This is a genomic window from Sphaerisporangium cinnabarinum, assembly GCF_055567015.1.
In genome coordinates this window covers 613,786-636,547 of the sequence record NZ_JBVHRG010000001.1, presented here as the reverse complement: position 1 = coordinate 636,547, position 22,762 = coordinate 613,786, and the positions used below count along the sequence as shown (strand labels likewise).

The 22,762-nt window shown below is 74.4% G+C and carries 18 protein-coding genes; 10 read left to right on the top strand and 8 right to left on the bottom strand.

Features of this window, described 5'->3' with window-relative positions; translation table 11 throughout:
- The first annotated feature begins 220 nt into the window (after window positions 1-220).
- Window positions 221-1,696 carry a malic enzyme-like NAD(P)-binding protein gene (locus ACZ4MO_RS02855; protein WP_175007597.1) on the top strand — a complete coding sequence of 492 codons (1,476 nt, stop codon included), beginning with the start codon at window positions 221-223 and terminating at the stop codon, window positions 1,694-1,696.
- 2 nt (window positions 1,697-1,698) lie between these two features.
- Window positions 1,699-2,520, top strand: coding sequence for a TrmH family RNA methyltransferase (locus tag ACZ4MO_RS02850; RefSeq protein ID WP_342779518.1), 822 nt, complete (start codon window positions 1,699-1,701; stop codon window positions 2,518-2,520).
- A gap of 77 nt (window positions 2,521-2,597) precedes the next feature.
- On the opposite strand, the gene ACZ4MO_RS02845 is transcribed toward ACZ4MO_RS02850, so the two are convergent.
- From ACZ4MO_RS02845 to ACZ4MO_RS02835, 3 genes are all read right to left on the bottom strand, one after another.
- Window positions 2,598-3,314, bottom strand: a complete 717-nt coding sequence (locus ACZ4MO_RS02845) for a hypothetical protein (protein WP_175007596.1) — start codon at window positions 3,312-3,314, stop codon at window positions 2,598-2,600.
- A 67-nt stretch (window positions 3,315-3,381) separates the two neighbouring features.
- Window positions 3,382-3,855, bottom strand: coding sequence for a hypothetical protein (locus ACZ4MO_RS02840; protein ID WP_175007595.1), 474 nt, complete (start codon window positions 3,853-3,855; stop codon window positions 3,382-3,384).
- Between the two features lie 125 nt (window positions 3,856-3,980).
- The gene (locus tag ACZ4MO_RS02835) at window positions 3,981-4,655 is read right to left on the bottom strand and encodes a LuxR C-terminal-related transcriptional regulator (protein WP_175007594.1); all 675 of its coding nucleotides are present in this window, start codon (window positions 4,653-4,655) and stop codon (window positions 3,981-3,983) included.
- A 342-nt stretch (window positions 4,656-4,997) separates the two neighbouring features.
- On the opposite strand from ACZ4MO_RS02835, the gene acs reads away from it, so the two are divergent.
- Together acs and ACZ4MO_RS02825 are read left to right on the top strand one after the other, a co-directional pair.
- Window positions 4,998-7,028 carry an acetate--CoA ligase gene (gene acs, locus ACZ4MO_RS02830; protein ID WP_175007593.1) on the top strand — a complete coding sequence of 677 codons (2,031 nt, stop codon included), beginning with the start codon at window positions 4,998-5,000 and terminating at the stop codon, window positions 7,026-7,028.
- 145 nt (window positions 7,029-7,173) lie between these two features.
- Window positions 7,174-8,127 carry a pentapeptide repeat-containing protein gene (locus ACZ4MO_RS02825; RefSeq protein WP_175007592.1) on the top strand — a complete coding sequence of 318 codons (954 nt, stop codon included), beginning with the start codon at window positions 7,174-7,176 and terminating at the stop codon, window positions 8,125-8,127.
- Between the two features lie 120 nt (window positions 8,128-8,247).
- Here the strand turns inward: ACZ4MO_RS02825 and ACZ4MO_RS02820 are convergent, their stop codons facing one another.
- Together ACZ4MO_RS02820 and ACZ4MO_RS02815 are read right to left on the bottom strand one after the other, a co-directional pair.
- Entirely contained in the window at window positions 8,248-9,627 is a 1,380-nt protein-coding gene (locus ACZ4MO_RS02820) for an MFS transporter (protein WP_175007591.1), read from the bottom strand.
- A gap of 40 nt (window positions 9,628-9,667) precedes the next feature.
- On the bottom strand, window positions 9,668-10,876 hold the full coding sequence (locus ACZ4MO_RS02815) for an FAD-dependent oxidoreductase (RefSeq protein WP_342779517.1): 1,209 nt from the start codon (window positions 10,874-10,876) through the stop codon (window positions 9,668-9,670).
- Between the two features lie 179 nt (window positions 10,877-11,055).
- Here ACZ4MO_RS02815 and mshD point away from each other — a divergent pair, with 179 nt between their 5' ends.
- The 3 genes from mshD to ACZ4MO_RS02800 all read left to right on the top strand — a co-directional run bounded on the left by mshD (window position 11,056) and on the right by ACZ4MO_RS02800 (window position 15,467).
- Window positions 11,056-12,087, top strand: coding sequence for a mycothiol synthase (mshD, locus tag ACZ4MO_RS02810; RefSeq protein WP_175007590.1), 1,032 nt, complete (start codon window positions 11,056-11,058; stop codon window positions 12,085-12,087).
- Between the two features lie 74 nt (window positions 12,088-12,161).
- Window positions 12,162-14,426 (top strand): RNA degradosome polyphosphate kinase, encoded by a 2,265-nt coding sequence (locus ACZ4MO_RS02805; RefSeq protein ID WP_085386554.1) that lies wholly within the window; start codon window positions 12,162-12,164, stop codon window positions 14,424-14,426.
- Between the two features lie 3 nt (window positions 14,427-14,429).
- Complete coding sequence (locus tag ACZ4MO_RS02800; RefSeq protein WP_175007589.1) at window positions 14,430-15,467, top strand: NUDIX domain-containing protein; 1,038 nt, start codon at window positions 14,430-14,432, stop codon at window positions 15,465-15,467.
- A gap of 118 nt (window positions 15,468-15,585) precedes the next feature.
- Here ACZ4MO_RS02800 and ACZ4MO_RS02795 read toward each other — a convergent pair whose 3' ends face one another.
- The 3 genes from ACZ4MO_RS02795 to ACZ4MO_RS02785 form a co-directional block, all read right to left on the bottom strand.
- Window positions 15,586-16,587 (bottom strand): inorganic phosphate transporter, encoded by a 1,002-nt coding sequence (locus ACZ4MO_RS02795; protein WP_021482998.1) that lies wholly within the window; start codon window positions 16,585-16,587, stop codon window positions 15,586-15,588.
- Between the two features lie 5 nt (window positions 16,588-16,592).
- Window positions 16,593-17,213, bottom strand: coding sequence for a DUF47 domain-containing protein (locus ACZ4MO_RS02790; protein ID WP_021482999.1), 621 nt, complete (start codon window positions 17,211-17,213; stop codon window positions 16,593-16,595).
- A gap of 620 nt (window positions 17,214-17,833) precedes the next feature.
- The gene (locus ACZ4MO_RS02785; protein ID WP_499278588.1) at window positions 17,834-18,514 is read right to left on the bottom strand and encodes a hypothetical protein; all 681 of its coding nucleotides are present in this window, start codon (window positions 18,512-18,514) and stop codon (window positions 17,834-17,836) included.
- Window positions 18,515-18,672: 158 nt separating this feature from the next.
- Here ACZ4MO_RS02785 and ACZ4MO_RS02780 point away from each other — a divergent pair, with 158 nt between their 5' ends.
- From ACZ4MO_RS02780 to ACZ4MO_RS02770, 3 genes are all read left to right on the top strand, one after another.
- Window positions 18,673-20,127 (top strand): sugar porter family MFS transporter, encoded by a 1,455-nt coding sequence (locus ACZ4MO_RS02780; protein ID WP_175007588.1) that lies wholly within the window; start codon window positions 18,673-18,675, stop codon window positions 20,125-20,127.
- Between the two features lie 180 nt (window positions 20,128-20,307).
- Window positions 20,308-20,808 carry a MarR family winged helix-turn-helix transcriptional regulator gene (locus ACZ4MO_RS02775; protein WP_499278587.1) on the top strand — a complete coding sequence of 167 codons (501 nt, stop codon included), beginning with the start codon at window positions 20,308-20,310 and terminating at the stop codon, window positions 20,806-20,808.
- 140 nt (window positions 20,809-20,948) lie between these two features.
- Window positions 20,949-22,664, top strand: coding sequence for an MFS transporter (locus tag ACZ4MO_RS02770; protein WP_175007586.1), 1,716 nt, complete (start codon window positions 20,949-20,951; stop codon window positions 22,662-22,664).
- The last annotated feature ends 98 nt before the right edge of the window (window positions 22,665-22,762 follow it).

The window sequence follows — 22,762 nt, the reverse complement described above, 5'->3', positions numbered from 1 at the left end:
CGCGGCGGTACCCACGCGCAGGGCAGTCCACCGAAGGACGCGCTGACCGGGGCGGACCCGGCCACGACGGCCCCCGACCCGTTGCAGCGACTTGGAGCGAGCGCGCCTGTTCACCGTCGCCGCTGGCGACCACGGCGTCCGCGAGGGCGCCGTCGTCGTGTCCGGGCTCGCGCGCCGCGTTCCCGCGTCGCGGCCCGCCCGCGGGGCGATACTGGGGCCCATGACGTCAGCGCCGAGTGTCTCCTCCTCCATCACCGCCCGCCTCCAGGTCGAGGCCCGCCCCACCGCCGTGAGCGAGCTGACGACGGCGATCGAGCACACCGGGGGCATCGTCACCGCCCTGGACGTGACGGCGTCGGGCCACGAGCGCATCACGGTCGACGTCACCGTCGCGACGCGCGGCGAGGAGCACGCCGGGCAGATCGTCGAGGCGCTGCGCGCGCTCCCGGGCGTCGTCGTGGACCGCGTCTCCGACCGCACGTTCCTGCTGCACCTGGGCGGCAAGCTGAAGATCGAGTCCAAGGTGCCGATCCGCAACCGCGACGACCTGTCGATGATCTACACGCCCGGCGTCGCGCGCGTGTGCGAGGCCATCGCCGCCAAGCCCGACGACGCCCGCCGCCTGACGATCAAGCGCAACACCATCGCCGTGGTCACCGACGGGTCCGCCGTGCTCGGGCTGGGCGACATCGGCCCCCTCGCGTCGCTGCCCGTCATGGAGGGCAAGGCGGCCCTGTTCAAGCGGTTCGCGGACATCGACGCGTTCCCCATCGCGCTCGACACGACCGACGTCGACGAGATCGTGCGGACGGTGAAGGCGATCGCGCCCGTCTTCGCGGGGATCAACCTCGAGGACATCTCGGCCCCCCGGTGCTTCGAGATCGAGGCGCGGCTGCGGGCCGAGCTCGACATCCCCGTGTTCCACGACGACCAGCACGGCACGGCCATCGTGGCGCTCGCCGCGCTGACCAACGCGCTCAAGGTCGTCGGCAAGGAGCTGCCCGACGTGCGCATCGTCCTCTCGGGCGCGGGCGCGGCCGGGACCGCGGTGCTCAAGCTGCTCCTCGCGGCGGGCGCGCACGACGTCGTCGTCGCGGACATCGAGGGCGTCGTGCACCCGGGCCGCCCGGGCCTGTCCCCGTCGCTCGCGTGGACCGCCGTCAACACCAACCCGCGGCGCGTCACCGGCACGCTGCGCGAGGCCGTCGTCGACGCGGACGTGTTCATCGGCGTCTCCGCCCCCGACGTCCTCACCGGCGACGACGTCGCGCGCATGGCGCCGGACGCCATCGTGTTCGCGATGGCGAACCCGCGGCCCGAGGTCGACCCGGTCGAGGCAGCCGAGCATGCCGCCATCGTCGGCACCGGGCGCTCCGACTTCGCGAACCAGATCAACAACGTGCTCGCGTTCCCGGGCGTGTTCCGCGGCCTGCTGGACGCGCGGTCGCACCGGATCACCGACGCGATGCTGCTCGCCGCCGCCCGCGCGCTCGCGTCCGCGATCCACGAGGACCAGCTCAACCCGACCTACATCATCCCGAGCGTGTTCAACCCCGAGGTGACGACGCTCGTCGCCGCGGCGGTCGAGCGCGCCGCGCGGGAGGACGGCGTCGCCGAGCCTCCCGCGCTGACCGGCGGGCTCCCGCGCGTCGCGACCCCGACCACGTCCGCCCCGACCACCGCCCCGGAGGCCTGAGCGTGCAGCGCGTCACGACCCGCAACGCGGCGTTCCAGCAGTGGGAGGCGCTGCTCACCAACCGCACGAAGCGGCACCGGGCGGGCGAGATGGTCGTCCAGGGGGTCCGGCCCATCACGCTCGCCGTCGAGTCCGGGTGGACCGTGCGGACCTGGCTCGTCGACGCCGACCGGTCGCTGTCGTCGTGGGCCCACGCGATGCTCGACCGCGTCCGCGCGCAGCGGTTCGCCGTGTCGTCCGCGCTCCTGCGCGAGCTCGGCGGCAAGGAGGACGAGACGCCTGAGCTCCTCGCCGTCGTCGCGACGCCGCCGGACGACCTGGGCCGGATCGGCGGCGGCGCCCCGGGCGCCGACTTCCTCGGCGTCGTGCTGGACCGGCCCACGAGCCCGGGCAACGTGGGGACCGTCTCGCGGTCGCTCGACGCGTTCGGCGGCGACGGGCTCGTCGTCGCCGGGCACGCCGCCGACCCGTACGACCCGCGCGCCGTCCGTGCCAGCACCGGCTCGATCTTCTCCGTGCCGACGGTCCGCGTCCCCGCGGGGCGCGACGTCCTCGACTGGGTCGCCGCGCAGCGCTCCTCCGGCGTCCCGCTGTCCCTGGTCGGGACCGACGAGCACGGCGAGGTCGAGCTCGCCGAGCACGACCTCACGGGGCCCACGCTCGTGCTCACCGGCAACGAGACCACCGGTCTCAGCGCGGGGTGGCGCGAGGCGTGCGACGTCATGGTGAGCATCCCCATGCTCGGCGCCGCGAGCTCGCTCAACGCCGCGAGCGCGACGACCGTCGTGCTGTACGAGGCCGTGCGCCAGCGCCGGGCGCGCTGACGGCACGCACGGCGGTCGGTGCACGCCCGACGGCGGGTGCGGCGTCCCGGGGCGCCGCACCCGCCGTCGTCCCCGCGTCAGGACGAGCGCGGCGCCGTGCTGCCCGGAGCGCGGGTGATGTGGTGCACCGCCTGCGTGCGCAGGCCGGCCCCGTGGAACTCCTGGTAGATCTCCTTCGCCTCCTGCAGCGCCTGCTTGACCTGGTTCTTGTCGAGGTGAGCCGCGGTCAGCTGGTTCTGGTAGAGGTACAGGAACGTGTTGAAGTCGATCTTCGTCAGGTCCACCGTGGACTTGACCGCGACGAACGCGCTGATGCGCTCCATCTTCTCGTAGATGCCGCGGGCGGAGACGTTGAGGTACCACGCCTTGAGGTCCACCCGGACGATGGACAGGCCCTCGGTCACGACGTAGTACTCCTCCATCGTGCCCGTCGACGCCGACGCGCCGCCGAGGAACACGGTGAGGGCCTCGGAGATGAGGCCGCCCACCCCGTCGATGATGCTGTCCGCCGTCCCCGAGACGAACGACTTGAGCGACGACTTCACGGTGTCGGCGAGGTGCTCCGCCGACGTGGACGTGAAGGCGTGCACCTCCTTCTTGGACGCGAGGATGGACGTGATGGGCACGGTCGAGTTCGTGCCTCCCGCCCCGCGGAGCGACTCCTGGATCTTCGCCTCGAACAGCTCGGCCTTCGTCTCCCCGAGCCGAGCGAGCGACTCCACGACCTCGCGCTGCGACTGCGCGAGCTCGTCGCTGTTGTCGAACTGCTTGACGATGTCTCTTACGAGCGACATGACTTCCTCCGATGACGTGTGGTGCGGTGTCGGAGCGCGGCGACCGCCCCGCCCCCGTGGCGCGAGGTCAGAAGACGACCTGCGTGCCCTGCAGGTCGACCTGCGTGCTCAGCACGTCCGGCCGCGGGTAGCGGGCGTCCGCCGGGACGGGCCGGTTGTAGCCGTAGACCCAGACGCCCTCGAGCGCCCGCTCCTCCTGGAGCGCGAGGGCGAGCCCCGCCGAGAAGTTGGAGACGTTCTCGGCGCACGCGTGCACGAGCACCGGGCCGACCCGCCCGGGCACCCGGGCGAGGAGCCGTGCGACCTGCCGCCGGTTCCACCCCCAGTCGTCGGCGCCGTTCCCCTCGTCGCCGATCTCCTCGTCGTTGCCGTGCGCGGACAGGCAGACCGGGCCTCGCGCCGTCGCGAGCGCCGCGACGAGCGCCCGTTCCGCCGCGGCCCGTGAGCCCTTCGGAAGCAGGACGACCTCGCCCCACGCGTCCGCCCCGGAACCGTGCTCCTCGACGGCCTCGCGGATGTCGTCGTCCTGTGTACAGACCACCAGCATGTCGTGCCCCCTCTCGTGCGTCGGCGGGGCTGCGTCGCCCCGCCGTCGGCCCGGTGCCTTCGTCCGGGTCCGTCGCCAGGATCCGCCGGGCGCCGACCGTCCCACATCGTCAGTTCTGACTATCTGCGGACAGGACGGCCACCCCGTGCGCGGGCCAGGGCGGCGGAGGCCGCCAGCTGCGACGAGACGCCGAGCTTGCCGAGGATCGAGCGGACGTGGGCGCGCACGGTCGCGACCGACAGCACGAGCGCAGCAGCGATCTCGGCCACCGACCGACCGGCCGCGAGGTGCTCCAGCACCTCGGTCTCCCGGCCCGTGAGCGACGCCACCGCCCGGCGGTCGCGCACGACCCCGACGAGCTGGTCGACCAGCAGCGCGTCGCCCGCGCGCACGTCGCCCGCGAGCATGCGGGCGACCGTCCGCACCTGGTCGCCGAACGGCCGCTCCGCGGCGACGACCAGGGCGCCGGCGCGTGCTGCGACCAGCAGCCGTTCCGCGGCGACCGCGCCCCCCAGGACCACGACCGGGCCCGGGCGCCGCACGACCGCGAGCAGCGGGGGGCCGGGGAGGGAGCCCGCGTCGTCGGCCACGAGCACGAGCCCGCGGCGGCCGCCGGACCCCGGCCGGAGGGCGTCCTCGGGGATCGTGCGCGCCCTGCAGCGGCCGACGGCACGCAGCCCGGCGGCCACCGCGACGGCGAGCACGCGGTCCCGGGACGCGACGTCGACGCCGTCGTCCCGGCGTGCGGGCGCGGCAGGGCGCGACCGCGCGCCCCGCACCGCCGCGTACGCCAACCCGCCCCCTGTGCCTCGCCGTGAGGCCGCACGCTCCGCGAGGAACGTGAGCCCATGGTGGGGCACCACCCCCCGTGCGGCAACAGCGCGCCGGTGCGCCCGGCGCGTCGCCCGACGGCGCGCTCCCCACCGTCCCGGCCGCCCGCCCGCTCCTTTGCGAGCACTCTCGCCGAATCCCGGACGGATGTGACCGCGCTCACCGCAGGAGGTCTACACTCGCCAGGTCGGGGCCCCGGTCGTGCGGCCGTCCGCCCCGTCGTACCGTCGTACCGTCACGCCGCCCCCGGGCGGCCGCCGCGGTCGGCGGGACCGCACCAGAGTCGATGCGCACCGGAGGTCAGCGTGCCAGAGAACGAGCCCGAGGCCGCAGCAGCGGCCACCACGTCCAGCCTGGAGAACCTCCTCCACGAGACCCGGAGCTTCCCCCCGAGCCCCGAGTTCGCCGCGCAGGCGAACGCGCAGCCCGAGCTGTACGAGGAGGCGCGGGCCGACCGGCTCGCGTTCTGGGCGCGGCAGGCGAACGACCTCGTCACGTGGCAGACCCCGTTCACCGAGACCCTCGACTGGTCGCAGGCGCCCGTCGCACGCTGGTTCGCCGACGGCACGCTCAACGCCGCGTACAACGCGGTCGACCGCCACGTCGAGGCCGGCCTGGGCGACCGGGTCGCGATCCACTTCGAGGGCGAGCCGGGCGACACCCGGACGGTCACGTACGCCGAGCTGCAGCGCGACGTGTCGCGCGCGGCCAACGCGCTCGCGGCCCTCGGCGTCGAGACGGGCGACCGCGTGGTCATCTACCTGCCGATGGTCGTCGAGGCCGTCGTCGCGATGCTCGCGTGCGCGCGCATCGGCGCCCCGCACTCGGTCGTGTTCGGCGGGTTCTCCGCCGACGCGCTGCGCAGCCGCATCGCGGACGCCGAGGCGAAGCTCGTCGTCACGGCCGACGGCGGCTACCGCCGCGGCGCGGCCTCCGCGCTCAAGCCCGCGGTCGACGAGGCGCTCGCGCCGAAGGAGGGCGCGGCCCCGACGACGGTCGAGCACGTGCTCGTCGTGCGTCGCACCGGCCAGGACACCGCGTGGACTGCGGGCCGCGACGTCTGGTGGCACGACGCGCTCGAGGCCGCCGACCCGACGCACGCCCCCGTGTGGGTCGAGGCGGAGCACCCGCTGTTCATCCTCTACACGTCGGGCACCACGGGGAAGCCCAAGGGCATCCTCCACACCACGGGCGGCTACCTCACGCAGGCCGCGTACACGCACCGCAACGTGTTCGACCTCAAGGCCGAGACCGACGTCTACTGGTGCACGGCCGACATCGGCTGGGTCACGGGCCACTCGTACGTCGTCTACGGCCCGCTGCTCAACGGCGCGACGCAGGTGATCTACGAGGGCACCCCGGACTCCCCGCACCAGGGCCGCTGGTGGGAGATCGTCGAGAAGTACCAGGTCTCGATCCTCTACACCGCGCCGACCGCGATCCGCGCGTGCATGAAGTGGGGCGAGGAGATCCCCGCGACGTTCGACCTGTCGTCGCTGCGCGTGCTCGGGTCGGTGGGCGAGCCCATCAACCCCGAGGCGTGGATGTGGTACCGCCGCGTCATCGGTGGCGACCGCACGCCCATCGTCGACACGTGGTGGCAGACGGAGACGGGCGCGATCATGATCTCGCCGCTGCCGGGCGTCACGGCGGCCAAGCCGGGCTCCGCCCAGGTGCCGCTGCCGGGCATCGTGGCGGACGTCGTCGACGACGAGGCGCGCTCCGTGCCGAACGGGGGCGGCGGGTACCTCGTGCTGTCCGAGCCGTGGCCGTCGATGCTGCGCGGCATCTGGGGCGACCTCGAGCGCTTCAAGGACACGTACTGGTCGCGCTTCCCGGGCATCTACTTCGCGGGCGACGGCGCCAAGAAGGACGAGGACGGCGACATCTGGCTGCTCGGCCGGGTCGACGACGTCATGAACGTCTCGGGCCACCGCCTCTCCACGACGGAGATCGAGTCCGCGCTCGTCTCGCACGAGACCGTGGCGGAGGCCGCGGTCGTGGGCGCGAGCGACGACCTCACGGGCCAGGCCGTCGTCGCGTTCGTCATCCTGCGCGGCGAGCACGCCGGCCGGGCGTCGGACGCCGACGGCGCGGCCGCCGTGCAGACCGAGCTGCGCAACCACGTCGCGAAGGAGATCGGCCCGATCGCCAAGCCGAAGCGCATCCTCGTCGTGCCGGAGCTGCCGAAGACGCGGTCCGGGAAGATCATGCGCCGCCTCCTGCGCGACGTCGCGGAGAACCGCACGGTGGGCGACGCGACGACCCTCGCGGACTCGTCCGTGATGGAGCTCATCTCGGCAGGCCTGCAGAAGCCGTCGTCCTCGGACGACTGACGCGCCGCACGCCGGCCACGGGGTCGGTGCCGTCGTCCGCGCGACGACGGCACCGGCCCCGTTCTCGCGCTGCGGTCGCCCCCGGCCCGCGCACGCGGACGATATGCCCGTGCCCGGCGTCCCCGCGACGGCGTAGCGTCGAGGCGTGCCCCGCGTCCCCGCGGCCGACGGCCGCGCCCTCCTCGTCGAGCAGCTCGACCTGCGCAGCGACTGCTCCCGCTGCACCGGGCTGTGCTGCGTGGGCCTGCACCTCGTGCGGTCCGCCGACTTCGCGATCGACAAGCCCGCCGGCACGCCCTGCCCGAACCTGCGCACGGACTTCGGCTGCGGCATCCACGCCCGCCTGCCCGAGTCCGGCTTCCCCGGCTGCGTCGCCTACGACTGCCTGGGCGCGGGCCAGCGCGTGACCGCGGCCGTCCGCGCGGCGCACGACGGCGCGACCTGGCGCGACGACCCCGCCGCCGCGCACGACGCGTTCGCCGCCCTGCCCGTCGTCACGCAGCTCCAGGAGCTGCTCTGGTACCTCGCGGAGGTGCTCGCGCTCCCCGCGGCCGCCGCCGTGCACGACGACGCCCGGGAGGCGCTCGACCGCACCGCGCCCCTCGTCGACCTCGCCACGGCGGACCTGCTCGCGCTCGACGTCGGCGCGGTCCGTCGCGCCGTCGGTCCGCTGGTCGACCGGGCGAGCGCGCTCGTGCGGGACGCGGCCCGGGCGGGTCGGAGCCCGGACGCCCGGCGCGGCCCCGCACGGCACGGCCCCGCGCGGCACCACGGCGCGCGCGCAGCGGCCCCGCCCGACGACGGAGCGCGGCACCGGGCTCCGGGCGCCGGGCTGCGTCGTCGGCTGCGACCGGGGGCCGACCTCGTCGGTGCGGACCTCCGCGGGCTGGACCTCACGGCGTCGGACCTGCGGGGCGCGCTGCTCCTGGGCGCCGACCTGCGGGGGGCCCGGCTCGACGCCGTCGACCTGCTCGGCGCCGACCTGCGCGGCGCCGACGCGCGCGGCACGGACCTCTCCCGGGCGTTGTTCCTCACCCCGGCGCAGGTCGGCGCCGTCCGCCGCGACGAGCGCACCGCGCTCCCGGCCGTCCTGGCCTGACGCTCCCCCGGCCGCTCACCCCGCGAGATCGGCGCCCGCGGGCGACGTCGGCGGTCGCGGGCGAGGTCGGCGGTCACGACCACCGATCCCGCCTCCGGGTGCCGATCTCGGCGGCCGTCGTCAGCGGAGCGCTGCCCGCCGCGCGAGCGGAGCCGCCACGACCGCGCACACCACGACGAGCACCGCCGCACCCCACGCGAGCGCGCCGTACGAGGAGAACCCGATGATCGCGCCGGCGAGGATGCCGCCGACGGCGCCGCCCGTGTTCATCGCGAGGTCGGACAGGCCCTGCACGGCGGTGCGCGACGGCCCGGGCGTCGCGTCGACGAGCAGCGCCGACCCGGCGACGAGCCCGCACGACCACCCGAGCCCCAGCAGCACCAGGCCGACCGTGAGACGCGCGGAGTCCTCGCCCGGCGCGCCCGCCACGACGACCGCCGCGGCGAGGAGCAGCGCGCCGCCGGCGTACAGCACGCGCGCGTGCCCGAGCCGGTCCGCGAGCCAGCCGACCACGGGGCTCAGCGCGTACATACCCGCGATGTGGGCGCTGATCACGAGGCCCACGACCTGGAGCGTCGCGCCGCCGTGGTTCATGTGGACCGGGGTCATGGACATGAGGCCGACCATGACGAGGTGGCTCAGCACGATCGCGCCGAGGGCGAGCCGCGCCGTCGGGCTGGCCGCGACCACGGCCCAGCCGGCGCGCAGGCCGTCGCGCCACGACACGTGGCCGGGCGCGCCACCCGGCGCTCCCCCCGCACCACCCGCGCCCACCGCACCCGCCCCTGACGGCGCACGCGAGGCGAGCAGCGGGTCCGGGCGCAGCCACACCGCGACGACGGTCGCCGCGAGCGCGAACGCGAGCGTCGCGAGCACGAACGGGGCCGCGCTCGGCGCGGTGCTCCCGTGCTCGGCGTGCGCGTCCCCGAGGCGCAGGGCGGGTCCGGCGACCCGGTCGGCGACGCCCGCGAGCGTCGGCCCGACGACGGACCCGACGGTCGTCGCCCACACCACCACGGACAGGTCGCGGGCCCGGCGCTGCGGGGTCGCGAGGTCCGTCGCGGCGAAGCGGGAGGCGAGACCGGCGGCCGTGCCGGAGCCGAAGAGCAGCATCGCCACGACGAGCAGCGGCCACGAGCCCAGGAGGACAGCCACCGTCGCGAGGAGGGCGCCGCCGGTCGCGAGGCCGAAGCCGAGCAGGAGCGACGGCCGTCGGCCGCGCCGACCCGCGACCTGGGCGAGCGGCAGCGCGACGAGCGCCGCGCCGACGACGCCGGAGGTCGACGTGAGCCCCGCGATCGCGTCGGACCCGGACAGCGCCGAGGCCACGAGCGGCGCGACGGCGATGCCGCTCGCGACCCCGACGCCGGACAGCACCTGCGTCGCGACGAGGGTCGTCAGGGTGCGGCGCTGCGTCGGCAGGGCAGGCGCGTCGACCGCGACCGGGGCGGGCTCGCGGGCGGCGGACGGGTCGGGGGCCGGGGAGGACTCGGTGCTCACGGGTGCACGCTAGGGCTCGACGGCGGGCGCTGACGAGCCCTCACACCGCCACCGGTCGCCGAGATCCTGCCGCGGGGCCGCGCTCGGGCCGTCGGCCGAGCGCCCGCAGCACGCCGCGCGCCGCCTCGCGCCCCGCCCGGTTGGCCCCGATCGTGGAGGCGCTGGGCCCGTAGCCGACGAGCTGGACGCGCGGGTCGCTCGCCGCCGTCGTGCCGTCGAGCACGATCCCGCCGCCGGGCGCACGCAGGCCGAGGGGCGCGAGGTGGTCGAGCGCGGCGCGGAACCCGGTGGCCCAGAGGATGACGTCGGCGGGCTGGTGCAGGAGGCCGTCGTCGTTCGCGCCGGGAGCCCACTCCACGCCGGTCGCCGTGACGCGCGCGAACATCGGCCGACGGCGCAGCACCCCGCTCGCGATCCCCGCGCGGTACCGGGGCGTGAGCGGCAGGCCCGTGACCGAGACGACGCTCCCGGGCGGCAGGCCCGCAGCCGTCCGCTCGGCGACGCGCGCGACGGCGGCCCGGCCCAGCTCCGGCGAGAACTCCTCCTCGACCCACACGGGCTCGCGGCGCGTCACCCACGTCGTGCCCGACGCGTGCGGCGCGATCTGGAGCAGGAGCTGTGTCGCGGACGCCCCGCCGCCGACGACCACGACGTGCTGCCCCGCGAAGTCCTCGGCGGCGCGGAAGTCGTGCGTGTGGAGCTGGCGACCGCGGAACGTCTCCATCCCGGGGTAGCGCGGCCAGAACGGGCGGGTCCACGTGCCGGTCGCGTTGACGAGCGTGCGCGTGCGGACGACGACGTCGCGCGCGTCCGGCCCGGCGCCGACCGTCGCGCGGACCCGCAGGAGCGCGGGGTCGCCGGGGTCGTCGCGCACGTCGTGCACCGTGACGGGCCGCACCACGCGCAGGTCGTTCTCGCGCTCGTACGCCGCGTAGTAGCGCGGGACGGCGACGTTCGCGCGCTCGTCCGGGTCGCCGGCCGGGAGCGGGACACCCGGGAGGTCGTGCACGGCGTGCGTCTCGGCCATCGTCAGCGCGTCCCAGCGGTCCTGCCACGCGCCGCCCGGGCCGCGCCCGCCGTCGAGCACGAGCGGGTCGAGCCCGGCGCGCCGCAGGTGGTACGCCGCCGACAGCCCGGCCTGGCCCGCACCGACGACCACGACGTCGTGCACGACTCCGCCCGGACCGAGCGGGTCCGCGCCCGCCGTGCCCGGTGCCGCCGTCTCTCGCCCGTGGGTCCGCTCGCTCACGTCCGGGACAACGGCCCGCCCTCGCGGAACCTTCCCCCACCCCGAGGTGAGGTGCCGAACACGAGGTTGCCGTCGTCATCGCGCTCTCCACGACGACAACCCCGTGGTCGACGGCGAGCAACCCCGTGCTCGGCTGCGCCCGTTCGGTCGTGCGCGGGCGCCGGGGGCAAGATGGACCGGTGGAGACCGCGATCCTCTGGCACACCGGGCCGCTCATCGACGACGTCGAGATCGCGCAGGTCCACGACCTCGCCGCGGCGGCGGAGCGGGAGGACGGCGTCGCGCCCCTCTCCGAGCAGCCGCTGCTCAACCTGCGCGAGGCGACCGACGACGTCGTGCACCTCCTCACGTGGCGTGGGGGCGAGCTCGCCGGCTACGCGCAGGTGGACAAGCGCGGGGACGCGCCGAGCGCCGAGCTCGTCGTGCGCCCGGCGCACCGCCGCCACGGCCTCGGCTTCCACCTCCTCGGGAGCGCCGCGGACCGCGCCGTCGAGCCGCGCCCGTCCGAGCGCGCCGCGGACGCGGGCACCCCGGACGAGGGCCCGACGGACGGCTCCCCCGCACCGGCCCCCTCCCCCGGCAGGGACGTCGCGCCGCTGCGCGTGTGGGCCCACGGCGACCTGCCCGCGGCGCAGGCCCTCGCCGCGCGGGCGGGGTACGCCGTCGTGCGCGAGCTGCTCGTGCTCGAGCGCCCGCTGGGCGGCCCGGCGGAGCACCAGCGCCCCGCGGTCCCGGCGGGTCTGCGGCTGCGCGCGTTCGTGCCCGGGGACGACGACGCGGCGTGGGTGCGGGCGAACGCGCTCGCGTTCGCGCACCACCCGGAGCAGGGCCGGCTCACGGCCGACGACCTGGGCGCGCGGATGCGGGAGGACTGGTTCGACGCCGCCGGCCTCCTGCTCCTCGAGCGCGACCCGGCGCCCGGCGACGGGGCGCCCGAGCTCGTCGGGTTCGTCTGGACCAAGATCCCGACGGACCAGCCGGACGCCGCGCGCGAGGGCGAGATCTACGTCGTCGGCGTGGTCCCGTCCGCCCAGGGCGAGGGGCTCGGGCGGCTGCTGACCGCCGTCGGGCTCGCGCACCTCGCGGAGCGCGGGGCACGCACGGCGGTGCTGTACGTGGACGGCGACAACGTCCCGGCGGTGCGGACGTACGAGCGGGCGGGGTTCGTGCGGCGCGCCGTGCACGTGCAGTACGCCCGCCCCGCCCGCTGACCCCGCCCCGGCCGCGGTGACCGCGCGGTGACCCGCGTCACGCACCGTTCATCATCTGGTGCCACCATGAACCCATGACCGACACGTCCACGCAGCGCACCCTCGACCCGGACCTCGCCGCGCACATCGCGGAGCACATCGCCGAGGAGCCGGAGATCGAACCGGTGGGTGCGGAGCTCGACCTCGGTCCGCTGCCCGACGACCGGTTCGCCGACCGCGAGCTGAGCTGGCTCGCGTTCAACCAGCGCGTGCTCGAGCTCGCGGAGGACCCGAGCCAGCCGCTGCTGGAGCGGGTGCGGTTCCTCGCGATCTTCGCGTCCAACCTGGACGAGTTCTTCATGGTCCGCGTCGCCGGCCTCAAGCGCCGCATGGCGACGGGCATCGCGGTCACGGCCGCCTCGGGCCTGTCGCCGCGCCAGGTGCTCGACGCGATCAGCGAGCGCGCGCACGAGCTCATGGACCGCCACGCGCGCGTCTTCGCCGACGACGTGCAGCCGGCGCTCGCCGCGGAGGGCATCACGCTCGTCCACTGGGACGAGCTCGAGACGCGCGAGCAGGAGCGCCTGCACAAGTTCTTCCGCAAGCAGATCTTCCCCGTGCTCACGCCGCTCGCCGTCGACCCGGCGCACCCGTTCCCGTACATCTCGGGGCTGTCGCTCAACCTCGCGGTCGTGGTGGCCAACCCGACGACGGGCAAGGAGCACTTCGCGCGCGTCAAGGTGCCGCCGCTGCTGCCCCGGTTCATCGCCGTGGACGCGCGGGGCCGCCCGAGCGCGCCGACGTCGCAGACGGCGTCGCCCGACCGCGGGCCGACGTCGTTCGTGCCGATCGAGGAGGTCATCGCCCAGCACCTCGACCACCTGTTCCCCGGCATGGAGGTGCGCGAGCACCACCTGTTCCGTGTCACGCGCAACGAGGACGTCGAGGTCGAGGAGGACGACGCGGAGAACCTGCTCCAGGCGATGGAGAAGGAGCTGCTGCGCCGCCGGTTCGGCCCTCCCGTGCGCCTCGAGCTCACGCCGGGCATCAGCCCGCGCATCCGCGCGCTGCTCGTGCGCGAGCTCGGCGTCGTCGAGGAGGAGGTGTACGAGATCCCGCTGCCGCTCGACCTCACGGGCCTCAACCTCATCGCCGACCTCGACCGGGCGGACCTGCACTTCCCGCCGTTCGTCCCGACGACGCACCGCCTCCTCGCCGAGGTGGAGAGCTCGTCCCCGACGGACGTGTTCGCCGCGATCCGCGAGCGCGACGTCCTGCTGCACCACCCGTACGACTCGTTCTCGACGTCGGTGCAGACCTTCCTCGAGCAGGCGGCGGCCGACCCGGCGGTGCTCGCGATCAAGCAGACGCTGTACCGGACGTCGGGCGACTCGCCGATCGTCGACGCGCTCATCGACGCGGCCGAGGCGGGCAAGCAGGTGCTCGCGCTCGTCGAGATCAAGGCCCGGTTCGACGAGCAGGCCAACATCTCGTGGGCGCGCAAGCTCGAGCAGGCGGGCGTGCACGTCGTGTACGGCATCGTCGGGCTCAAGACGCACTGCAAGCTCTCGCTCGTCGTGCGCCAGGAGTCGGACGGCCTGCGCCGCTACTGCCACGTCGGGACCGGGAACTACCACCCGAAGACGGCGCGCCTCTACACCGACCACGGCCTGCTCACGTGCGATCCCGACGTCGGTCAGGACCTCACGCGCCTGTTCAACCAGCTCTCCGGGTACGCGCCGCAGTCGCGGTTCCACCGCCTGCTCGTCGCGCCCCGCACCGTCCGCTCCGGCCTCGTCGAGCGGATCGACCGGGAGGCGGTCGCCGCGCGCGAGGGCCACGAGGCGTGGGTCAAGATCAAGGTCAACTCCGTCGTCGACGAGACGACGCTCGACGCGCTCTACCGCGCGTCGCAGGCGGGCGTGAAGGTCGACCTCGTCGTGCGGGGCATCTGCGCCGTCCGCCCGGGCGTGCCCGGGCTGAGCGAGAACATCCGCGTGCGCTCGATCCTCGGCCGGTTCCTCGAGCACTCGCGCATCTACGCGTTCGCCAACTCCGCCGGCCCCGCCATCGGCGAGGGCCCGGAGAGCGGCCCGGAGGTGTTCATCGGGTCGGCCGACCTCATGCACCGCAACCTCGACCGCCGCGTCGAGGCGCTCGTGCGGATCACCGACCCCGACCAGGTCATGGAGCTGCTCGACCTGCTCGACGCGTCGATGTCCGAGCGCACGGCGTCGTGGCACCTCGACGCCGACGGCACGTGGCACCGCCCCGACACCGCGCCCGACGGCTCCCCGCTCGTCGACCTGCAGGCCAGCCTCGTCCAGCGACAGCGCCGCCGGCTCGTCGGGAGGCGGTAGCGGATGGGAGTGCCGTCCTCCGCGCTGCGCGGCGGCGTGCCCCTCGTGGACGCGCTCGGCCCGACGCACGTGTCGCACGCGCCCGTCATCGAGTCTGCCGGGGCGCTCGTGTGGCGCGTGCGCGACGACGAGCTCCAGGTGCGCCTCGTCCACCGGCCGCGCTACGACGACTGGTCGTGGCCCAAGGGCAAGCTCGACCCGGGCGAGACGTTCCAGGCGGCCGCCGCGCGCGAGGTCGCCGAGGAGACGGGCAAGCCGGTGGTGCTCGGGGTCCCGCTGCCCGGGCTGCAGTACCTCACGCCCGAGGGCCGCGTGAAGCGCGTGCACTACTGGGCCGCGCGCCGGGCGTCGGGCCGGTCCGACGCCGGCGCGCTCGCCGCGCGGGCCCCCGTCCCGCCGGTGTCGCCCCAGGAGATCGACCGCGCCGCGTGGCTCTCCACGGACGACGCCGCGCGGCGCCTCACCCGGCAGGCCGACCGGGCGCCGCTCGAGGCGCTCGTGCGCGAGCGTGACGAGGGCCGGCTCGCGACGCACGTCGTCGTCATCGCGCGCCACGGCAAGGCCGTGGCGCGGTCGGCGTGGCACGGCGACGAGCAGGACCGCCCGCTCACGCCCGCGGGCCACGCCCAGGGGGTGGCGCTCGTGCCGGTGCTCGCGGCCTACGGCGTCGAGACGATCGTCACGAGCCGCTGGGACCGCTGCGCCCAGACGATCGCGCCCTACGCAACCGCCTCCGGCCTCGCCACGGTCAGCATCGACCACCTCACCGAGGCGCAGCACGAGCGGTCCCCCGCGCGCGTCGCACGGACGGTCCGGGAGCTGCTCGAGGCGGAGCGGTCGTCGGTGCTGTGCACGCACCGGCCCGTGCTGCCCACCGTGCTCGACGTCCTCGGCCAGCACTCGCGCCGACCGGTCGCGAACGCCCTCCCCGCGCACGACCCGTTCCTCGAGCCCGGCGAGATGATCGTGGCCCACGTGGCACGCACGCCCAAGGGCCCGCGCGTCGTCGCGGCGGAGAAGGTCGCCCCGCCGCTGCACTGAGACCCGGGGCCGACGTCGCCGCGCGGGCGACGTCCGGACGCACGACGGCGCCCCGTCGGTGGGCGAGAGCCCTCCGACGGGGCGCCGTCGTCGTGCGGGGACCGGCGTCGCCGGCGGTTCAGAGCAGGATCGGGCTGAGGATCCAGTAGACGACGGCCGCGACGAGCGCGGCGGCGGGGATCGTCAGCACCCACGCGGCGCCGATGTTCTTGGCGACGCCCCAGCGCACCGCGGACAGGCGCTTGGTCGCGCCGACGCCCATGATCGCCGAGGTGATGGTGTGCGTCGTCGAGACGGGCGCGTGGAAGATGAACGCGTTCGCGTAGAGCACGACCGCCGACACCGACTCGGCGACGAAGCCGCGCGCCGGGTCGAGCTCGATGATCTTGCGGCCGAGCGTGCGCATGATGCGCCAGCCGCCCGCGTAGGTGCCGAGCGAGATCGCCGTCGCGGCCGACAGCTTGACCCACAGCGGGATCGTGTTGTCGTCCTGGAACCCGCCCGCCACGAGGGCGAGCACGATGACGCCCATCGTCTTCTGCGCGTCCTGCAGACCGTGGCCCAGCGCCATCGCGGCGGCGGAGGCGGTCTGCGCGATCCGGAACCGGCGGAACGCCCGGGCGGGCGCCGCGTTCCGGAACACCCACAGCAGCAGGACCATGAGCGCGAACGCGAGGCCGAAGCCGATCAGCGGCGAGAAGATCATGGGGAGCACGACCTTGTCGAGGATCGCGTCCCAGTGGACCGTGATCCCGGACGCGAGCCCGACGCCCGCGAGGCCGCCGATGATCGCGTGCGTCGACGACGACGGCAGGCCCAGCCACCACGTGATGAGGTTCCAGGTGATGGCACCGACCAGCCCGCACAGGACGATGACGAGTCCCTGGTGGGGTGGCACGTCACCGACGGCGACGATGTCCTCCGCGATGGTCTGCGCCACGGCCGTGCCGAGCAGCGCGCCGATGAGGTTGAACACCGCCGCCATGAGGAGCGCCGCGCGCGGTGTGAGGGCCCGGGTCGACACCGAGGTCGCGATGGCGTTCGCGGCGTCGTGGAACCCGTTGGTGTAGTCGAACGCCAGGGCGAAGGCCACGACGACGACGACGAGCACTGCCTCCACGGGGCTCAGGACTCCTTGAGGGCGATGGTCTCGACCGTGTTGGCGACCTTCTCGAAGGCGTCGGCCGCCTGCTCGAGGACCTCCACGATCTCCTTGAGCTTCATGAGGAGGACCGGGTCGGACACGTCGTCGAAGAGCTCGGCGAGCAGCTTGCGGTGGACCTTGTCCGCCTGGTTCTCCAGGCGGTTGACCTCGACCCAGTACTCGGGGAGGTCGTCCATGGAGCGCAGGCGCGGCATCGCCTCGGCCGTGAGCTCGGACGCCCGCTGGAGCACCTGGACCTGCTCGGACACGCGGGCCGGGAGCTCGTCGACCTTGTAGAGGACGATGAGGTCCGCCGCCTCCTCCATGTAGTCCATGCAGTCGTCGAGCGCCGACGCGAGGGCGTAGATGTCGTCCCGGTCGAACGGCGTGACGAACGTCTGGTTGAGGCGTCGCATGATCGAGTGCGTCGCGTCGTCCGCGAGGTGCTCGGTCTCGCTCAGCTGCTTCGCGAGCTGCTTGCGCGTGGGGCGGTCCGCCCCCAGCAGCTCCGCGAGGAGCGTGGACCCTGTGACCAGATGCTGCGCCGAGGCGGCGAGGAGGTCGAAGAACGAGGTGTCGCGCGGTGTCAGGCGCAGGCGCACGGGGGGCTCCGGAAGGGACGCGGGGTAGGGGTCTGAGCTGGCGTCGGCCGCGAGGGCCGCTCGGCCGCCGGGGGAACCGGACGGTCGGGGTGGTCACGATCTCTGGTCGGATGATCTCTCGGTGAACGCACGTCGAACTCTCGTCAAATGTAGCCGACGCGCGGAGCGATGCTGGAATCGTCGGGTCCAAGGTCCCGGATGCTCAGGACGCCCACAGCCTGCGCCCGGCGTCTTCGCCGGTGCGGCCACCGCACCCGCGCACCGCACGAGGCGGTGGGCGGGGGGAGGTAGTGACGCCGGACCGGGAGCGCCTCTCGGCGCGTGGCCGCTCGTAGCGGCTGAGTGTGGAGCCCGGGGCTACCGCGGCCCGGCGTCGAGATCCATCGTACGTGCCGCACCCCGCCCGGGGTACCCGTGTTCGCGCTCCGCGAGACCGCCCCCGCCCGCCGTGCGGGGGCGCCGTCGATCCCGCACCCTCCGCGCCTGCGAGGTCCCGACAGGCCCGACCAGGTGGTTCTGGTCGGCCGAGCAGGCGGTCTCGGCTCGTGACATGGCACGGACGCGCCAGGTCCGCCTGCTCGGCGACGACCGGGGCCTCCACAGCGGGGAGAAGCGTGCGCTCAGTCGAGTCGGTCGGCGCGCCAGAGCTCGGCGGCGTGCTCGAGCTCCTGGGCGGTCCGCAGCAGCGAGCCCGCGCCCCGGGTCGTGCGCAGGGCGCCGTCGGGGTCGGCGACCTCGCGCGCGTCGGCGTCGAACGCGGCGCCGGTGGCGAGGATGCGGCAGAACGACCCCGCGCGCTCGAGCGCGACCGCGAGGTCGCCCGTGAAGACGCCGGACAGCACCGCGTCGGCGAGGTCGCGCACGTCCTGCGGCCCCGGCGGCCGGGGCACGCCCGCGATCGCCTCGTGGACGGGCGCGGCGTCGACGCCGAGCCGGTAACGGAGGGTGACGGTCTGCGGGTCGCGGCGAACCCACTCGCGCAGCACGTAGAGCCGCCACAGCGCGCCGGGCAAGGAGTTGGGCGCGGCGTCGGACCACAAGCCGGCGACGACGTCGAGACCCTCGGTCTCGACGAGGTGGACGAGCCGCTCGACGACCTCCGGGTCCTCCGTGTCGCGGGCGCGGTGCACGATCGCGTGCGCGGTGGTGTGCGCGACCCGGTCGCGGAGCGCGGGGTCGAGATCGCCGGGCAGCTCGTCGGCGTCGCGCGGGTCGAGCATGGCGGGGCGGCGGGGTCGCTGCGTGCGGTCGGACCGACCGGGGTCGGGCCGGCCGCCGGGGGTGGGGACGTCGTCTGGCACCCGCCCAGTCTCCACCCGGCGCCGGGACGCGCGCAGCCTCCGGGGCACCGCTCGGGGCCCACCCTCGTTCACCGCGCCACGGTCCGGACCCCGCCCTACAGTGACGACAGAGGGACGACAGGAGCTGCCACCGGCTCCGGGACGGAGCGGAGGGCGAGATGTCGAGCAGCGGCGCAGCAGGTCAGAGGACCGTGAGCGAGCGGAGCGCCCACCGGAAGGCGATCGGTCTCGCCGTCGCCGCCGCGGTCGGCGGCTTCCTCTTCGGGTTCGACAGCTCGGTCATCAACGGCGCCGTCGCGGCGATCGAGGGACAGTTCGACCTCGACTCCGCGGTGACGGGGCTCGTCGTCGCGATCGCCCTCCTCGGCTGTGCGCTCGGCGCGTGGTCGGGCGGACGCCTGGCCGACCGGTGGGGCCGCACCCGCGTCATGGTGTTCGGCGCAGTGCTGTTCTTCGCCTCCTCGATCCTGTCGGCGATCGCCTGGTCGGCCTTCGACCTGGCGATCTGGCGGTTCATGGCGGGTGTCGGCATCGGTATCGCGTCGGTCATCGCGCCCGCGTACATCGCGGAGATCGCGCCGGCCCGGCTCCGCGGCCGCATGGGCTCGCTCCAGCAGCTCGCCATCACGATCGGCATCTTCGCCGCGCTGCTCTCCGACCAGCTCCTCGCGGAGACGGCCGGCGGAGCGTCCAACGAGCTGTGGCTCGGGTGGGAGGCGTGGCGCTGGATGTTCCTCGTGTGCGTCATCCCCGCGGCGGTCTACGGCATCCTCGCCCTGCGCATCCCCGAGTCGCCCCGGTACCTGGTGGCGAAGGGCCGGGACGACGAGGCGCGCGCCGTGCTCGAGTCCGTGCTCGGACCGGACGAGGACGTCGACGACCGCATCGCGCAGATCCACCGCTCGATCGCCGTCGACGAGCAGAACGCGCAGGAGGGCACGCTCAAGGGCTCGGCGCTCGGCCTCAAGCCGATCGTGTGGGTCGGCATCCTGCTCTCGGTGTTCCAGCAGTTCGTCGGGATCAACGTGATCTTCTACTACTCGACGACGCTCTGGCAGGCCGTCGGCTTCGACGAGAGCCAGTCGTTCCTCGTCTCGACGATCACGTCCGTGACGAACGTCGCGGTGACGTTCATCGCGATCGCGCTCGTCGACAAGGTGGGTCGACGCCCGATCCTGCTCATCGGCTCCGCGGGCATGACGCTCTCGCTCGGCATCATGGCGCTCGCCTTCACGCAGGCCAGCGGGAGCGGGGACAACATCAGCCTGCCGGACCCGTGGGGCCCGATCGCCCTCGTGGCGGCGAACGCGTTCGTCGTGTTCTTCGGGGCGTCGTGGGGCCCGCTCGTCTGGGTCCTGCTGGGCGAGATGTTCCCGAACCGCATCCGCGCCGCCGCCCTGGGCGTGGCGGCCATGGCGCAGTGGCTGGCGAACTTCGCCATCACCCTGACGTTCCCGCCGATGCTCGCCACCTTCGGCGCCTCGATCCCCTACCTGATGTACGCGATCTTCGCGGCCCTGTCGTTCGTCTTCGTCCTGAGCAAGGTGCCGGAGACGAAGGGCGTCGAGCTGGAGGACATGGGCAACCAGGCCGGGGGCCGCTCCGCGCGCTGACCGCCCTCCGGGTCGCCACCGGGCCCGGGCCCACCTCGCCGCTGCGGCGACGAGGAGGGCCCGGGCTCCGTCGTGCACGCGCAGGCTCGACCGGCGGGAATTCCTTGCCCCGCACAATGGTTGCTGAAAGCAACTTCGCGGAGTATGCTTGCCTGCAGCAACCAAGGAGTGCCCGTGCCTGTGACCGCCCCTCCCGCGACCGACGTCGCGGCCCCCGGACTCACCCCCGACCCGTCCCCCGCGGCGGGTCTCGTCCGCGCGCTCGACGACCTCGCGCGCGCCCAGCGAGAGTCCGCCGTCCGGATCGCCCGCGACCTCGACATGCCGCGCGCGTCGTTCGGGCTCCTCCGGATGCTCCAGCACTGCGGCCCCGTCCAGCTCGGGGACGTCGCGGCGAGGCTCCGGGTCGACCTCTCCGTCGCGAGCCGCCAGGTGAGCCACCTGGTCGACGCGGGCCTCGTGCGCCGCACGGTGGACGACGACGACCGGCGGGCCCGGACCGTCGAGCTCACCGAGGAGGGTCGTGCGCTCCTCGTACGGGCGTACGCGCACATCGACGTCCTCGCCGCGACGACGTTCGCGGAGTGGGGCGACGACGAGATCGTCGAGGCCACGCGCCACATCGAGCGCGTCGCCGCGGCGGTCGTCGCGGTCCACGACTCCCCCCGCAGCGCCGGGTGACCACGGCGCCCGGCGGCCCTGCGCCGTCGGGCACGTCCCCCGACCGCCGACCGCACCGCGGGCCGGCCCCCGACCCCCCTGACACCGCCCCCGACACGTGCGCCCCGCCTCGGCCTCGTGAGCAAGGAACCCAGCGCCTGATGACCAGCACCCCCGCAGACACCACCGCACCGCCCGGCACCGCCGGCGCCCCCGCACCGATGACCCGCCGCGAGGTCATGGAGTCCCTCTCCGGGATCCTCCTCGGCATGTTCGTCGCGATCCTCGCGAGCTCGATCGTCTCGAGCTCGCTCCCGAAGATCGTCAGCGACCTCGACGGCTCGCAGTCGTCGTACACGTGGGTCGTCACCTCGACCCTCCTCGCCATGACGATCTCGACCCCCATCTGGGGCAAGCTCGCCGACCTCACCAACCGCAAGGTCCTCATCCAGATCGCGCTCGTCGTCGCGGTCGTGTCCTCCGCGCTCGCGGGGCTCTCGCAGAACGTCGGCACCCTCATCGCGCTGCGCGCGTTCCAGGGCATCGGCGCCGGTGGCCTCATGGCGCTCGCCACGGTGCTCATCACCGACATCATCTCGCCGCGCGAGCGCGGCAAGTTCATGGGCCTCATGGGCGGCATCATGGCCGTCAGCCAGATCGGCGGGCCGCTCCTGGGCGGCGTCCTCACCGACGCCGTGAGCTGGCGCCTCAACTTCTTCGTGGGCCTGCCGTTCGCCATCGCGGCGATCATCGTCCTCCAGCGCACGCTGCACCTGCCGAAGGTCGCGCGCCGCGTCGTCCGGATCGACTACTGGGGCGCGATCCTCATCAGCGCCGGCGTCTCCTCGCTCCTGCTGTGGGTCACGTTCGCCGGGCAGAACTTCGAGTGGCTCTCGTGGCAGACCTTCGCGATGGTCGGCGGCGCGGTCGTCGCGCTCGTCGGTGCCGTGCTCGTCGAGCGCGTGACGCCCGAGCCCCTCATCCCGCTGCACCTGTTCAAGAACCGCACGTTCGTCCTCGCGGTCGTCGCGTCCGTCGCGGTCGGCGTCGCGATGTTCGGCACCGCCGTGTTCCTCAGCCAGTACATGCAGGTGGCGCGGGGCAAGACCCCGACCGAGTCCGGCCTCCTCACGATCCCGATGATCGTCGGCACGTTCGTCGCGTCGACCCTCTTCGGCCAGCTCATCACGCGCTACGGCCGCTACAAGGCCTTCATGGTCACCGGCGGCGCGGTCCTCGTCGCCTCGCTGTTCGCGCTGTCGACGATCGACTACCACACGAGCTTCACCCTGATCAGCGTCTACCTGTTCTTCCTCGGCGTGAGCATGGGCATGCTCATGCAGAACCTCGTGCTCGCCGTGCAGAACACGCTCGCCGTGGAGGAGATGGGCGCCGGGACCTCGACCGTGGCGTTCTTCCGCAGCCTCGGCGGCGCGATCGGCGTGTCCGTGCTCGGCGCGGTGCTCGCGAACAAGGTCACGACGTCGATCCAGGACGGCCTCACGCAGCTCGGCGTCCCGGCCGGCTCGATGGGCGGCGGCAACGCCGTGCCCGACGTCTCGACCCTGCCCGCACCGGTCAAGGACCTCGTGGAGAAGTCCTACGGCGACGGGATCGCCGAGATCTTCCTCGTCGCGGTGCCGCTCGCGCTCGTCGCGCTCATCGCCGTGTCGTTCCTCAAGGAGGTGCCGCTCGGCACCAAGACCGGCCTCCAGGAGCGCCTCGAGAAGGAGGCGGCCCTGCTCGGCGCGGACGCCCCGATCGACGCCACCCCTGGTCGCGTGACGCTCGCCGAGGAGACGGAGTCCACGCTGCTCGGTGCCTACGAGCCCGCGGGCGTGGTCGACGACGAGGCGACCGCGCGCCGGTCGCGCTGACGTCGGCGCCCCCGCCGCGGGGGCGCCGCTGCCACACCCCGCGGGGGTGGTCCCGACCTTCCGGGACCACCCCCGCGGTCGTGCGCGGGGCGCTCCCG

Coding starts and splice junctions, on each gene's coding strand:
- ACZ4MO_RS02855 (WP_175007597.1), top strand. CDS start 221: ATGACGTCAGCGCCGAGTGTCTCCTCCTCCATCACCGCCCGCCTCCAG.
- ACZ4MO_RS02845 (WP_175007596.1), bottom strand. CDS start 3,314: ATGTCGCTCGTAAGAGACATCGTCAAGCAGTTCGACAACAGCGACGAG.
- ACZ4MO_RS02805 (WP_085386554.1), top strand. CDS start 12,162: ATGACCGACACGTCCACGCAGCGCACCCTCGACCCGGACCTCGCCGCG.
- ACZ4MO_RS02800 (WP_175007589.1), top strand. CDS start 14,430: ATGGGAGTGCCGTCCTCCGCGCTGCGCGGCGGCGTGCCCCTCGTGGAC.
- ACZ4MO_RS02780 (WP_175007588.1), top strand. CDS start 18,673: ATGTCGAGCAGCGGCGCAGCAGGTCAGAGGACCGTGAGCGAGCGGAGC.
- ACZ4MO_RS02770 (WP_175007586.1), top strand. CDS start 20,949: ATGACCAGCACCCCCGCAGACACCACCGCACCGCCCGGCACCGCCGGC.